Here is a 13,121-nt window from a genome sequence, read left to right as displayed (position 1 = left end):
ATCATTCAATGGTGCCGGTGATGCCAGTGGGGCGGGGTGTGCTCCTGCCTGAGACGAGCCAGTAGCGGCCCAACAGCCGTACGCCGCTGTCGGTCCGGTACGTGCGGAAGGCGTCCGTCGCCGCCCGGTGCGCACGCTCCTCCGTGGCGGAGTCGGCGTGGGCCTCGCTCAGCCAGTGGCGGAGCGGGCCGAAACCGAAGAGGAAGTCGGCGGCGTCCTCGGCGTCCTTTCCCCAGTACTGGGGCCGGTCGATGCCCTCGACGGTGATGTCGTCGAAGCCGGCGGCGGTGAGCACCCGGCGGGTGTGGTCGGGGTCGGCGAAGGCCAGCGGGCTCGGGCCGGTGGCCTGGGACAGATCCGGCAGGCGCACATGCTTCCCGATCGCCGCGAAGATCGTGGACTGGTCCATGCGGTCGAACGGCTGCGGACAGACGAAGGCCAGCCGCCCGCCTGGGCGCAGCGCGCGTCCGATGTTGCGGAAGCCCTCCACGGGGTCGGCGAAGAACATGACACCGAAGCGGCTGACGGCCACGTCGAAGGCGCCCGCCTCGAAGGGATACACCTGTGCGTCGGCCTGGACGAAGTCCACGTTGTCGAGGGATTCGGCGGCGGCGCTCGCCCGGGCGCGTTCCAGCATGGGTGCGGACAGGTCGATACCGACGGCGGACGCGGCGAGGCCCGCGGCGAGGCGGGTGACGCGGCCGTTGCCGCAGCCGATGTCGAGGACGCGGTCGGTCGGCGCGATGGCCGCCGCGTCGAGGAGCGGGGAGTTGGCGCCGTCGTTGATGGCGTCGTAACGGTCCTGGCGGTCGGCCCAGTGCCGACCCTCGTAGCCGTTCCAGGCGGCGGCCTGGTGTGCGTTCCGCGAGGTCACGAGGCTGCCCGGGGCGTTCGTCGGTTCCGTCATTCCTCCATGGTGCCGCCCTCGTCGAGGCTGGTCGACGGGCGAGTGTCAGTGCTGAATGTCACGCTGGGTTCATACGGGATCGACGAAAGGCAATCACCATGATCACCACGGACAACACCCCCGGTTCCCCCTGCTGGGTCGACCTCGGTGCCCCCGATGTGCGGGCTGCCGCGGCCTTCTACGGCGAAGTGCTCGGCTGGGAGTACGAGTCCATGGGTGAGGGGGAGGACATGGAAGGCGGGATGTTCAAGAAGGACGGCAAGACCGTCGCCGGGCTCGGCAAGCTGACGGAGAAGGGCGCGCGGTCGGCCTGGATGATCTACTTCGCCGTCACCGACGCGGACGCCACCACCGAGGCCGTGCGCGGCGCGGGCGGCACCGTCCGGGTCGAGCCGAGGGACCTCGACGACTGGGGCCGGATGGCCCAGTACAACGACCCGCTGGGCGGCCAGTTCGCCGTCTGGCAGCCGGGGAAGAACACCGGCTTCGAGCTGACGGACAAGCCGGGCTCGCTGACCTGGACCGAGCTCTACACCAGCGATGCCGCAGCCGCGAAGGAGTTCTACGGCGGGATCTTCCGCTGGCAGTTCAGCGAGATGGAGATGCCGGGCGGCGGAGGTGTGTACACGCTCATCACCCCCGCCGACCAGCCCGAGGAGCGGATGCAGGGCGGCCTCATGGAACTCCCGAAGGAGAACCTCGCCCTGGCGAACGGACGGCCCTACTGGCACCCGGTCTTCGAGGTCCCCGACTGCGACGCCGCGGTCGCCAAGGTCGCCGCGAACGGCGGCACCGTGCAGATGGGGCCGCAGGACGCGGAGGGCGTCGGCCGGCTCGCCGTGTGCCTGGACCCGTCGAACGCCGACTTCGTGGTGCTCACCTCGGCCCAGAGGTGAGCCGGGACGGCCGCTGCAACAGACCCTTGCCGGCCGTGGCGACCAGTGGAGGCACATCGAGATCGTCGAGCATGTCGGCGGCGGCCTGCGTCTCGACGGCCCGGCGTACGGCGTGCCGGTGACTGCCGTCGACCAGCCGGCCCAGGGCCGTGGCGTCCCGCGCGGGTGAGCTCGTCGGCGATGATCTGCCGCAGCCACTCCTCGCAGCCCACGGCCCGGGCCACGTCCAGGGCCTCGACGACGGCCGCCGCCCAGCCCTTGTGGAACACGCCGCGCAGGTCGCCCGCGATGGCGCCGCTACAGCGGGGCCGGCACAGCCCTCGGCCTACTCCGTCTCCCCCCTCTCTTCCCTCCCCTCCCGCTCCACCGGAAGCCACAGCTCCGCGTCGGCCTCGGTCTTGTCCGGTGACAGCCGGGTGCGCAGGATCTCGGGGCCGGGGCGGCTGCGGTACGGGTTGGACGGAAACCATTCCGTGAAAACGTCCCGCCACAGCATCTGGATGGCCTGGGGCGCCGGGCCGGAGGTGGTGAAGACCGCCCAGGTGCCCGCCGGGACGGCCAGGGTGGTCGTGCCCATGGGGCCGGTCCCCGTCTGAGGAGAGGTGATCACCCCGTGGTAGTAGTCGAGTTCGGTGCCCTCCGCGCGGCTCGGGTCCAGGTCGTCGCAGACGGCGACGATGCCCTGCGGCTCCTGGTCCGACAGCTTTTCGAGCTGCTCCAGGGTCTGCGGCTCGATGCCGCGCACCAAGTCGACGATGGCCTGGTTGGGTCCCAGGTGGACGAGTGGCACCCGGGCCTTGAACCCGACGACGCTGAAGTCCGGGCGGTCCACGACGCGATAGCGCATGCTGCTGCTCCCTTCGACGGTGAGACGGAAGGACAGCCGGGGCTGGGACACCAGTACGGCACCGGTGCGCCGGGCCTCGCCCGGACCGACACCGTGAACGGCGCGGAACGCCCGCGCGAACGCCTCGCCCGAGCCGTAGCCGTACCGCACCGCGATCTCCAGCAGCGACTCATGCCCCGCGAGCACCTCGGCGCCCGCGACGGTGAGCCGCCGGCGCCGGATGTACTCCGACAGCGGCATGCCCGCGAGCGCCGAGAACATCCGCCGCAGGTGGTACTCCGACGTCGCCGCGACACGCGCCAACCCGGCCACGTCGATCGACTGGTCGAGACGGCCCTCGATGTGCTCCATGACCTGGTTGAGCCGGTCCAGCACTCCCGGCCTCCTTCCTTCTGACGACCACCAAGCTAGGCGGCACGCATCCGCCCGGACCCGACATCCTGTGCCCGATCGAGTCGGGTGAGCCTCGTCGGGCACTCCATGGATTCATCATGTGGCCTTCGCGGAGTGCGCACTTCCGGCCGGGCGGGGGCCGGAGGGGCAGACGGCGTGATCGGCGTGTGCCTGGACTCCCGGGCCATGCGATCACCACTGAAGAGACGTCTCGCCTCTCGGCGCCGTACTCGCCCTCGCCGTCGACGCGGCGATCCCCGGGCAGTCGACGCGCGGCTCACCGGTGGGCGAGTACCGGCACGAGGGCGGCGCGAACGACCGGCTCGCGTCCCACCGCGTGATCGCGGACATCGCCCACGAACGAGGCCTCTCGGTGGAGTTGAAGAACGACCTGCCCCACATCTCCCCACTCTGCGCCGACTCCCGTCGGCTGAAGCTGCCGTCGATGGTGAAACGGCCGGAACTCGGTGTGTGGCGCGAGCCCTGCTGAGCGCCGCCCCTGTATCGCTCCCGTGACTCCGTGTGGTTTGGACGGACGCTTCACCTGCGCTTGAAATGCGCTGTCCGAGCGCTAACTCGCCTCCAGCAACAGTGAGATCACCACGTCACACCGCTGGAAGGGAACAGAGCCATGGCGACTGTCGGGCGACCGCAACGCAGAGCGATCCTCACCGGAGGGCTCATAGCCACCGCCGCCGTGATCACCGGCTGTTCGTCGAAGAGCGACGCCGCCACCGCGAGCAAGACGGCGGCGGGCGACGCAGCGGTGAAGACCTCGCCCTCACCCTCCGCGGGCCCCCGGCCGGACTCCGCCCGCAGCGCTTTCGCGAGGCTGATGGAGGGCAACAAGCGGTGGGTGGCCGGGACTCTCCAGCACCCCGACATCGACCCCACCCGACGCAAGGCCGTCGCCCAGGAGCAGAAGCCGTACGGTGTGATCGTCTCCTGCATCGACTCCCGGGTGCCGCCCGAGCTCGTCTTCGACACCGGGCTCGGCGACCTCTTCGTGATGCGCACCGGTGGGCACGTCGTGCAGCCGGTGGTCACCGGTTCCATCGAGTACGGCCCCCTGACGGCCGGGACCCCCCTGATTGTCGTCCTCGGGCACCAGCGCTGCGGCGCCATCAAGGCGGCGCACGAAGCGCTGAAGACCGGCAAGAAGCTGCCCGGCACCCTCCAGCCGATCGCCGACGCACTGCGGCCGGCGTACAAGGAGACCGCCAAGGGCAAGCACGCCGACCCCGTCGACGCCATGATCCGCATCCACAGCAACCGGACGGCGGCCGACCTGCGGTCCAACGCCGCCCTCGCCCCGCTCGTGAAGAAGGGTGATCTGACCGTCGTCAGCGCCTACTACTCCCTCGACACCGGCCGGGTGGAGGTGCTCAACGGGGCGCCCAAGGCCTGATGCCACCGGTCGCGGGCCGGTGCGGCGAGGGCGCGTACCGGGCGCCGTGGGGGCTGTGCGGGATTTTCAAAACACCCTCTGGCTACGGCAGGTGATGTCGCGGCCCGGGAAACGGCCTTCGGTCAGGTAGGCGTCCACGGTGCGGGTGACGCACTTCGGGGCGCCCGGGAAGCCGTAGACGGCGTGGCCCCGTCCCCCGGCCACGTACACCAGACGTGAGCCGTGCAGCGCGCGATGCATGGCCCGTCCGCTCGACAGCGGGGTCTGGGAGTCCCACTGGTTGTGCACGACGAGGGCCCGGACCCGGTTGTCGACACGGGTGGCGGGCTCGGAGCCGCGGGGCCAGAACGCGCAAGGGGTGATGGTGGAGGCGAAGTCGCCGTACACGGGGTAGCGGGCGCCGTCCCGGACGGCGTCATGCCGGTAGCGGGCCGGATCGCGGGGCCAGGACGCGGAGTTGTCGCCGCACATGATCGCCCAGTAGAGCGCGGTGGCGTTGTCCTCGAAGGAGTCGGCCCGGCCGGTCGGCCCGGGATCGGGGCGCGTCGCCCGGGCCTTGCGCAGCGCGACGACCTCGCGTGCGGCTCGGCCGGGCGCGTCGAAGAACTCCGGCCGCAGCCAGTCGCGGATGTCGGCGCCGGTCAGCGCCTGCCCCCGGCGCTCCTCGTCGGAACCCTCGTACCGCAGGGGCGTACGGTCTGCGCGGGCGACGAGCTTCCAGAAGGCGGCACGGACCTTCGCGGGCGTGTCGCCCAGGTGGTACGTACGGTCCTCGCGGGCCGTCAGGCGACTCCATTCCCGGAACGCGGGCTCGGACCCGGAGGCCATGGCCTGCCACGTGCCCCGCCCGAACGCGCCCGGTGCCACGGCGCTGTCGAGCACGAAGCGGTCGGTGTGCCGGGGGAAGAGCTGGGTGTAGACGGCGCCCAGATAGGTGCCGTAGGACCAGCCGACGTAGGAGATCTTCTTCTCGCCGAGGACGCCTCGGATCACATCCATGTCCCGGGCGGTGTTCCGGGTGTTGATGTAGGGCAGGCGTGCGCGGTCGCGGGACGCGCACTTGGTCGCGATGTCCCGGGCGCGGGCGACGTCCTCGGCGTAGGTGGCGGAACGGTACGGACGGAACGGCGTCACCTCGTCCTGGTTCAGACCGCAGCGCAGGGGGCTGCTGGTGGCCAGGCCGCGCGGGTCGAAGCCGATCAGGTCGTAGTGGTCCTTCACCTTCTTCGACAGGGAGTCGTTCAGCTGCAGCGGATCGCCCAGCGCCGCCGTGCTGGGGCCGCCCGGGTTGGACAGCAGCACACCGCGCCGCTTGCCGGGCACGCTCGTCCTGAGGCGGGAGATACGCAGCCGCAGTGTTGGACCGGTGGGGCGTGCGTAGTCCAGGGGCACGGTGATGTCGGCGCACTGGTACGCGGCGGGCGCCTGGCTCTGGCAGCGGCGCCAGGCGGGGCGTCGGTTGTAATAACGGTCCAGAGCGGACGGATGGTCCGCCGACGATGGGCGTGCCGCGCCCTGCGCGCCCTGCGCGCCCTGCGCGCCCTGCGCGACGGGGACGCCCTCCGCTACGGGAACGCAGACAGCGGCGAGCAGTACGGCCGCGGCGAGCGCCGCCCTGTGAGCCGAACGCATGCGGGGGTCCTTCCAGAGAGAACCCGGTCCGACCGTCCGGGCCGGACCGGGTCGACCGGTCAACACGCCCCTCACTCTCAGCCCGCACACCCTCACCGCACCTCGGCCGAAAGGCCGGAAAACCGGAGACCATGGCCGTGCCACCTGGCCGAAAGGCCGACCCCTGAGTGCCGACGAAGGTCTGCGGGTCGAGGTCGCCGGTGGGCTCGTCCGAGATCGGTCGCCTGCCGCCTGCCGCCTGCCGCCTGCCGCCTGCCGCCTGTCGTCCGCCGGGCCGCCTGTCGCCCGCCACTCCGCGACTCCGGGCTCCCCTCGGCACGGCCCGGGACCTGCGCGTCAAACGGGCGCCCTGAGGATCGAGCCACCCCGGTCCAAGGCTCCTATGGTGGAGATCACAGGACGGCGACGGACGCTGAGGCGGCGGACCATGGCGGATACGGCGATCGACTACGCGGCGGTCTTCCAGGCACTGCCGGGCATGGTGGCGCTGCTGACGCCCGAGCTGGTGTTCGCCGACGCGAACGAGGAGTTCCTGCGACTGGCGGGCCGGACTCGTGAGCAGGTCGTCGGCCGGTATCTCTTCGATGTGTTCCCCGACAACCCGGCCGATCCGGGCGCGACCGGTATGCGCAATCTGGCGGCGTCCCTCGAGCGTGTCGCGCACAGCGGTGAGCGGGACGCGATGGCGTTGCAGCGGTACGACGTGGAGTCGGCGCAGCGGCCGGGCGAGTGGGAGGAGCGGTACTGGAGCCCGGTGAACGCGCCGCTCCTGGGCCCCGACGGGAGCGTGGTGCTGCTGATCCACCGGGTGGAGGAGGTCAGCGAGCTGATCCGGGCCCCCTCACACCCTCAGGGCGATCGAGCCCGGGTGCTGGAGGCCGAGCTCTACACCCGCGCCCGTGAGCTGCAGGAGATCAACGAGCGGCTGCGCAAGGCGCACGCCCGGGAACGTGACGTCGCCCTCGCGCTGCAGAAGGCGATGCTGCCCGCGCCCCGTCCCGTCCGCCACCACCGTGCCGCGGTGCGCTATCGGCCGGCCGTCGGCGCGCTCAATGTGTGCGGCGACTGGTACGACCTCATCGACCTGCCCGGCGAGGACCGGATCGGCGTCGCCGTGGGCGACGTCGTCGGACACGGCCTGGCCGCCGCCTGCGCCATGGGCCAGCTGCGCAGCGCGCTGAGCGCCGCGTCCCTCGTCGCGTCCGGCCCCGCGCGGGCGCTGGACGCCCTCGGCCTGTACGCCGACTCCGTCGAGGGCGCCGAGAACACCACCGTCGTCCAGACCTGCATGGACTGGGAGACCCACACGATCACCTACAGCAGCGCCGGCCACCTGCCGCCCGTACTGCTGCGCGGCGACGGCACGGTCGTCTTTCTCGACCGGGCCACCGATCCGCCGCTCGGGGCCCGTCCGGAACACGTCGCCCGCCCGCAGGCCGCCGTCGACTTCACCGAGGGCGACACCCTGGTCCTGTACACGGACGGGCTGATCGAACGCCGCCACGAGGACATCGACACCGGTCTCGCCCGCCTCGCCGACGCCCTCAACCGCCACCGCCACGCCACCCCCGAGCCCCTCGCCGACGCCCTCCTGCACGACCTCCTCCCGCCCGACGGCGCCACCGACGACACGGCCCTCGTCATCATCCGCCTGTGACCGGGCCCGGCCCGGAGACGCCACCCGGTCGGCGCTCACGCGACGTACGCGCGAGCCGCCGCTCACCAGATGTACGCGCGAGCCGCCACTCACCCGATGTACGCGCGTGGCGACGACGAGGGCCGCGCCCGTTCCAGGGCCGCCAGCCGCCGCTCGATCTCCGGTGGTACCGGCGCCCGTTGTCTCAGTACCCAGGGCAGTCCCGCGGCGGCCTGTGCGAAGGCACGGACCGAGGCCCTGTCCCGGGGCACGGTGACCATCAGCCGGGCGGTACGCCGCAGGGCGGGCCGGAGCGGACGGCGCAGCCAGGTGAACCAGAGCGTATTGCGCAGCCCCAGGATCCGTCGCGCCGTGCTGTCCCGCAGCGTGGAGGCCCGGTGATGGACCGTCAGATCCTCGACGTAACTCAGCCACCAGCCCCGCAGCAGCAGATCGGTGGCCAGCAACTCCTCCTCGCCGCCGAGCCACAGACCGGGGTGGAAGCCGCCGACCTCCCGGAAGGCGTCGGTGCGCATGACGGTGGCGGCGGCCAGGAAGGAACCGAGGGCCGGTCCCGGCAGCCAGGCGGGGCCACCGAGGGGAGAGTCCCGTAGCTCGACGACGATCGGGTCCTCGGCGCCGGACGGCTCCACGACGATGCGGGCCGTGACGGAGGCGAGCCGGGGCCGCCGGTCGAGCAGGTCCGCGGCCCGCCGCAGACTGCCGGGCTCCCACCAGGTGTCGTCGTCGCAGAACGCCACATAGGGGCTGGTCACCTGGCGCACCGCCAGGTTGCGTCCCACCGCGCCCAGGTTCGCCCCGGGCCGCAGCAGCAGGACCTCCGGGAAGTCACGCCGGACGGCCTCGGCCGTGCCGTCGGACGAGGCGTTGTCGGTGACGATCACCCGCGGGCGCTCGGGCAACTCGCGCAGGAGCCGCAGCGTGCGCAGCAGTTCGGCGCGACGGTTGTGGGTGATCACCACCACGGTCGTACGACCGTCCCGGCCGCCGGCGTCCGTCGGGTGGTCGCTCATGGCGTACCGCTCCCCTCCGGGCAGGCGGGGTCGTCCAGCAGCCGGGCCGCGCTCTCCACATGCGGTGGCAGCGGTCTGCGGCGCGCGAGCGCGGCGGGGAGTCGTACGAGCACTTCGCTCAGGGCCCGGCGGGCGTCCGGCTCACCGGTGGACGCGGAGACGGCGAGGCGTGTGACCGCCCGCAGGGCCACCGGGAGCGGACGCCGCAGCAACAGGGTCAGCACCTCGTTGCGCAGCAGCAGATGGCTCCGGCCCGTGCGACCGCCGGGCTCGGGATCATGACGGGCCGTCAACGAGGGTTCGTACGTGACGCCCCAGCCGTCGGCCACCAGATCGTAGGCGAGCAGTGTCTCCTCACCGCCGAAGAACAGCAGGGGGTGGTAGCCGCCCGCGCCGAGGAAGGCATCCCGGCGCGCCACACAGGCACAGGCGAGGAAACCCAGCACCGGACGGCCCGGCAGGTCGGGCGCGCACGGCAGAGGGGAGGCGGCGAGCACGGCGTTGATCGGGTCCTCGGCGCGGTCGGGCCCGACCAGGATGCGGGCGGCCACCAGGCCCAGACGGGGGTGGGCGTCGAACAGGTCCGCCGCCTGCCGCAGCGCGCCCGGCGACCACCAGGAATCGTCGTCGCTGAACGCCACGTACGGTGTGTCGGCCCGCTGTACGGCGATGTTGCGGCCCAGGGCCCCGGTGTTCCGGGTGGGCCGTAGCACGCGGGGGGCCGACGGGTGACCGCGCAGCGCCCGGAGGGTCGAGTCGTCGGAGCTGTTGTCGACGACGATGACCAGCGGGCGTTCGGGGAGCGCGGCGAGGGCGTCGAGGGTACGCAGCAGCCCCGCACACCGGTCACGGGTGATCACGGCGACCGTGACCCGGCTGTCCGGGGCGACGGTGCCGGCGGCGGTCACGGCCTCGGCGTCATGCCGAGGGGACACGGGCGTCATCTCCCTTCCACCGTGGTGCGTTCGGTGACGCGGGTCGCAGCAGACCCAGGGCCGCGGTCGCGGCCTCCTCGACGTCGACGCGCAGGAGTTGGGGATCCGGGGTGTCGCCGTGCGGGTCGCCGGGCGGGCCGGGCTTCCACAGGGCGATATGGCGCGCGGACCGGGGCGGCCCCCACAGGCGTGGCGACACCGGACCGAACAGGGTGACGGACGGCGTGGCGTGGGCCACGGCGAGATGCGCGAGGCCGGTGTCGCCGCTCACCACGAGCGCGGCACGGGCGACGAGCGCAGACAGCTCACCGAAGGGCAGCCCGCCACGGAGTACGTCCTCCTCCGGCAGGCCCGCCCGTGCGGCGACGGCCAGGACCAGTGCGTCCTCCTTCGGGCCGCCGCTGACGACGACACGGTGACCGGCGGTCCGCAGGCGCCGTACGAGATCCGCGAAGCGCTCCGCCGGCCAGCGGCGGGACGCGGACTCCGCCCCGGGGTGGACGACCACTGCGGCCGGCGCCGGGGACGGTACGTCCGGAGGGGGCAGCCGGAGGTCCGCCGGGTCCGCGGCGATGCCGTACGCCGCGAGGAAGCCGCACCACCGCTCGCGCTCGTGCTCGTCCGCCCGCCACACCGGAGGCCGGGCCGGGGCGGGGTCCGGGTGCGCGTAGGCGAGCAGTCGGCCGGGGGAGAGGGCGGCCAGCGCGTCGCGGCTCTCCGGCCCGTTGCCGTGCAGGTCGATCGCGATGTCCGGCGGCGGTCCCGACCACCGGTCCAGCGACGGCACGCCCCGGTTCGGTGCCTCGGCGGGCAGGATCTCGTCCACGGCTCCGGTGGCCGACGCCGCCTCGCGGAGCGTCGAGGGCAGCGCCAGCACGAGATGGTGCCCGGGAAAGGCCCGGCGAATGCCGCGCAGCGCGGGCACCCCGGCGAGCAGGTCACCCAGCCCCAGCGCACGCAGAACCAGCAGGCGGGGGCGGTGCGGTGGTGTGGTCACGGTGGCCTCCGGTCGGTTGGCCGGGTCGGTGGCTGGGGGGGGTGGTGGTGTGGTCGTGGTGGCTTCCGGTCGGTTGGTCGGCTGGGTCGGTGACCGGGGGCGGTGCGGTGGTGCGGTCATGGCGCCCTCCGGTCGGTCGGTGGGACCCGGTAGCCGGTGGGGAAGTGCGGTGGTGTGGTCACGGCGGCCTCCGGTCGGTTGGCCGGGTCGGTAGCCGGGGGCGGTGCGGTGGTGGGTCACGGTGCCCTCCAGTCGGTCGGACCGGTAGCCGGGGGCGGTGCGCGGTCATCGTGGACTCCTGTCCGTTGGTCGCCCCACCAGCCCAGCCGGGGCCGACGCGGTCGTGCGGTCACCGTCGCCTCCGTTCCGTCGGCCGGACCGGTTGTGGGGCCGACGCCGCGCGCTCGGCGATGCCGGTGGTCGAGCGGCCGTCCAGGTAGGGGAACAGCACGACCTGTCCGCCCCAGCTCTCCACGAGCGACGCCTCCGGCAGCCGGGCCAGGGCGTAGTCGCCGCCCTTCGCCCAGATGTGCGGGCGCAGTTCGCCGAGCAGCCGCTCCGGGGTGTCCTCGTCGAACACGGCGACCGCGTCGACGCACTCCAGCGCCCGCAGCACCCGGACCCGGTCCGCCAGCGGCACCAGCGGCCGGCCGCCGCCCTTGCGCCGGCGCACGGACGCGTCCGAGTTCACGCACACGATCAGACAGTCCCCGGTACGCCGCGCGGCCTGCAGCAGGGCGACATGACCGGCGTGCAGCAGGTCGAAGCAGCCACCGGCGGCGACGACGGTCCCGCCGGCGGCACGCACCCGGGCCGCCGTGCGCAGGGCGTCGTCCACCGGCTCCTCGGCCTCCGCCGGACGCCCGCCGACGGCCGCGGCCTCGTCCACGGCGAGGGAGCGGACGCCTCCCTCGGCGACGTACCGGGTGGCGGCGTGCACGGCATCCCGTACCGCGGTCTCGGTGAGCTCCCCGTCCGCCAGGAGCCCGGCGGCGGTCGCCGCGAACCGGTCCCCGGCACCGCAGGCGTCGCCCTCGGCCGTGACCGGCGACGGCACCAGCAGCGGGGTCTCCCCGTGCGACAGCAGCGCGCCCCGCCCGCCCAGCGTCACGGCCACGGACGCCGCCCGCCAGGCCCGGACGAGCATGCCGGCGTCCCGTGCCGCCCGCTGCAGCGCGCCCGCCTCCCGCGCCTCCTCGTCGGCGGCCGAGCGGGCGGCGAAGCCGCGTGCCTCGGTCGCGGACGGCGTGGCCAGCCGGACCCCCGGCACCGGTGGGCTGCCGCGCGGATGCGGGTCCCAGACGACGGGCGCCCGCGCGGCCACCGACCGAAGGACGTCGCGCAGGGCGTCGACGGTGCCGCGCCCGTAGTCGGAGACGAGCAGGGCACCGGCCTCGGCGACCGCCCGGCACGCCTCGTCCGTACGTTCCCCCGCCCGCCCCTCCCCGTCGTCGATGCGCAGCAACGGCCTGCCGTCCACCAGGACCCGGGTCTTGCTGGACAGGGCGCCGGTCAGCGGCAGCCGTACGAGGCGCACCCGGTCGGCCAGCAGCCGGTGCAGGGTGTCGCTCGCCTCGTCGTCGCCGAGCGCGGTGACCAGGGTGACGGGCCTGCCGTCGGCCGCGGCGAGGCAGGCGGTGAGGGCCGCCCCGCCCGGCCGTGTGGTGCGCCGGGTGCCGCTCACGACCGGGACGGGCGCGTCGGGTGCCAGGCGCTCGGCCCGTCCGCACAGGTCGTGGTCGAGCAGCGCGTCACCGACGACGAGCAGCGGGGCCGGGGCACTCATCGGCCGTCCTCCCCGAGTTCGCGGTCCTTCCTCCCGAGTCCGTCGTCGTCTCCGAGTCCGCGGTCCTTCCTCCCGAGTCCGTCGTCGTCTCCGAGTCCGCGGTCCTTCTTCTCGAGTCCGTCGTTGTCTCCGAGTCCGCGGTCCTTCTTCTCGAGTCCGTCGTTGTCTCCGAGTCCGCGGTCCTTCTTCTCGAGTCCGCTGTCGTCTCCGAGTCCGCGGTCCTTCCCGAGCCCGCCGTCCTCTCCGAACGCGCCGTCCTCCCCGAATCGGCCGCCCTTCCCGTATCCGTCGCCTTCCCCGAGCATGGCCGCCCACCGGCCGTCCCCGGGCAGCCGTCGCCGTTCGAGGGCCCGGTCGAAGGACTCGCAGAGCATGTGCACGGCCACGAGGTGCAGTTCCTGCACGGTGGCGGCGGACGCCGCCTCCACGCACAGGGCCTCGTCGGCGACTCCCTGCAGGGGGTTGGGCGCCGGACCGGTCAGGGCCCGTACGGTCATGCCGACGCGGTGGGCCTCCTGCGCGGCGACGAGCAGGTTGGCGCTGGCGCCGCTGGTCGACAGCAGCATCAGCAGGTCACCGGCCCTGCCGTGGGCGGCCACCTGCCGGGCGAAGATCTCCTGGACGCCGTAGTCGTTGGCGATGGCCGTGGT

The 13,121-nt window shown here is 73.2% G+C and carries 12 protein-coding genes and 1 pseudogene; 4 read left to right on the top strand and 9 right to left on the bottom strand.

Annotated elements, in window-relative coordinates:
- Window position 1: 1 nt before the first annotated feature.
- Window positions 2–907, bottom strand: coding sequence for a class I SAM-dependent methyltransferase (locus STRIP9103_RS01705; protein WP_009295162.1), 906 nt, complete (start codon window positions 905–907; stop codon window positions 2–4).
- A gap of 98 nt (window positions 908–1,005) precedes the next feature.
- Here STRIP9103_RS01705 and STRIP9103_RS01700 point away from each other — a divergent pair, with 98 nt between their 5' ends.
- Complete coding sequence (locus STRIP9103_RS01700) at window positions 1,006–1,803, top strand: VOC family protein (RefSeq protein WP_009295150.1); 798 nt, start codon at window positions 1,006–1,008, stop codon at window positions 1,801–1,803.
- Here the strand turns inward: STRIP9103_RS01700 and STRIP9103_RS53350 are convergent.
- Together STRIP9103_RS53350 and STRIP9103_RS01695 are read right to left on the bottom strand one after the other, a co-directional pair.
- Window positions 1,784–1,957 (bottom strand): annotated as a pseudogene (locus tag STRIP9103_RS53350) (DUF1932 domain-containing protein); the annotation flags it as partial. The gene STRIP9103_RS01700 and the pseudogene STRIP9103_RS53350 sit on opposite strands and share 20 nt — an antisense overlap.
- Window positions 1,958–2,128: 171 nt before the next feature.
- Window positions 2,129–3,025 carry an AraC family transcriptional regulator gene (locus tag STRIP9103_RS01695; protein ID WP_009295188.1) on the bottom strand — a complete coding sequence of 299 codons (897 nt, stop codon included), beginning with the start codon at window positions 3,023–3,025 and terminating at the stop codon, window positions 2,129–2,131.
- Window positions 3,026–3,326: 301 nt separating this feature from the next.
- Between STRIP9103_RS01695 and STRIP9103_RS01690 the strand changes: the two genes are divergently transcribed.
- Entirely contained in the window at window positions 3,327–3,533 is a 207-nt protein-coding gene (locus STRIP9103_RS01690; RefSeq protein ID WP_009295154.1) for a hypothetical protein, read from the top strand.
- Between the two features lie 141 nt (window positions 3,534–3,674).
- Entirely contained in the window at window positions 3,675–4,451 is a 777-nt protein-coding gene (locus STRIP9103_RS01685) for a carbonic anhydrase (protein WP_009295148.1), read from the top strand.
- A 66-nt stretch (window positions 4,452–4,517) separates the two neighbouring features.
- Here STRIP9103_RS01685 and STRIP9103_RS01680 read toward each other — a convergent pair whose 3' ends face one another.
- On the bottom strand, window positions 4,518–6,083 hold the full coding sequence (locus tag STRIP9103_RS01680; protein WP_009295184.1) for an alpha/beta fold hydrolase: 1,566 nt from the start codon (window positions 6,081–6,083) through the stop codon (window positions 4,518–4,520).
- A 427-nt stretch (window positions 6,084–6,510) separates the two neighbouring features.
- Between STRIP9103_RS01680 and STRIP9103_RS01675 the strand changes: the two genes are divergently transcribed.
- On the top strand, window positions 6,511–7,740 hold the full coding sequence (locus STRIP9103_RS01675; protein ID WP_009295160.1) for a PP2C family protein-serine/threonine phosphatase: 1,230 nt from the start codon (window positions 6,511–6,513) through the stop codon (window positions 7,738–7,740).
- Window positions 7,741–7,829: 89 nt separating this feature from the next.
- Here STRIP9103_RS01675 and STRIP9103_RS01670 read toward each other — a convergent pair whose 3' ends face one another.
- The 5 genes from STRIP9103_RS01670 to STRIP9103_RS51105 all read right to left on the bottom strand — a co-directional run.
- Window positions 7,830–8,753, bottom strand: coding sequence for a glycosyltransferase (locus STRIP9103_RS01670; RefSeq protein WP_009295172.1), 924 nt, complete (start codon window positions 8,751–8,753; stop codon window positions 7,830–7,832).
- Window positions 8,750–9,697 (bottom strand): glycosyltransferase family 2 protein, encoded by a 948-nt coding sequence (locus STRIP9103_RS01665; RefSeq protein WP_048819508.1) that lies wholly within the window; start codon window positions 9,695–9,697, stop codon window positions 8,750–8,752. The genes STRIP9103_RS01670 and STRIP9103_RS01665 overlap by 4 nt, the downstream gene beginning before the upstream one ends.
- Window positions 9,672–10,685 carry a glycosyltransferase family 9 protein gene (locus tag STRIP9103_RS01660; RefSeq protein ID WP_048819507.1) on the bottom strand — a complete coding sequence of 338 codons (1,014 nt, stop codon included), beginning with the start codon at window positions 10,683–10,685 and terminating at the stop codon, window positions 9,672–9,674. Before STRIP9103_RS01660 ends, STRIP9103_RS01665 begins: the two co-directional genes overlap by 26 nt.
- A gap of 349 nt (window positions 10,686–11,034) precedes the next feature.
- Window positions 11,035–12,471: a D-glycero-beta-D-manno-heptose 1-phosphate adenylyltransferase gene (gene rfaE2, locus STRIP9103_RS01655; protein WP_009295177.1), complete on the bottom strand. Its 1,437-nt coding sequence runs from the start codon at window positions 12,469–12,471 to the stop codon at window positions 11,035–11,037.
- Window positions 12,468–13,121: D-sedoheptulose-7-phosphate isomerase (locus tag STRIP9103_RS51105; RefSeq protein WP_009295166.1), on the bottom strand; the 654-nt coding region annotated here is incomplete at its 5' end. The genes STRIP9103_RS51105 and rfaE2, both read right to left, overlap by 4 nt.

The organism is Streptomyces ipomoeae 91-03 (genome assembly GCF_000317595.1).
In the GTDB taxonomy this organism is placed as follows: Bacteria; Actinomycetota; Actinomycetes; order Streptomycetales; family Streptomycetaceae; genus Streptomyces; species Streptomyces ipomoeae.
Note: the sequence above shows the minus strand (reverse complement) of the source record. Positions and strands in the feature narration are given on the sequence as shown.

Coding starts and splice junctions, on each gene's coding strand:
- STRIP9103_RS01705 (WP_009295162.1), bottom strand. CDS start 907: ATGACGGAACCGACGAACGCCCCGGGCAGCCTCGTGACCTCGCGGAAC.
- STRIP9103_RS01700 (WP_009295150.1), top strand. CDS start 1,006: ATGATCACCACGGACAACACCCCCGGTTCCCCCTGCTGGGTCGACCTC.
- STRIP9103_RS01685 (WP_009295148.1), top strand. CDS start 3,675: ATGGCGACTGTCGGGCGACCGCAACGCAGAGCGATCCTCACCGGAGGG.
- STRIP9103_RS01680 (WP_009295184.1), bottom strand. CDS start 6,083: ATGCGTTCGGCTCACAGGGCGGCGCTCGCCGCGGCCGTACTGCTCGCC.
- STRIP9103_RS01675 (WP_009295160.1), top strand. CDS start 6,511: ATGGCGGATACGGCGATCGACTACGCGGCGGTCTTCCAGGCACTGCCG.
- STRIP9103_RS01670 (WP_009295172.1), bottom strand. CDS start 8,753: ATGAGCGACCACCCGACGGACGCCGGCGGCCGGGACGGTCGTACGACC.
- STRIP9103_RS01665 (WP_048819508.1), bottom strand. CDS start 9,697: ATGACGCCCGTGTCCCCTCGGCATGACGCCGAGGCCGTGACCGCCGCC.
- rfaE2 (WP_009295177.1), bottom strand. CDS start 12,471: ATGAGTGCCCCGGCCCCGCTGCTCGTCGTCGGTGACGCGCTGCTCGAC.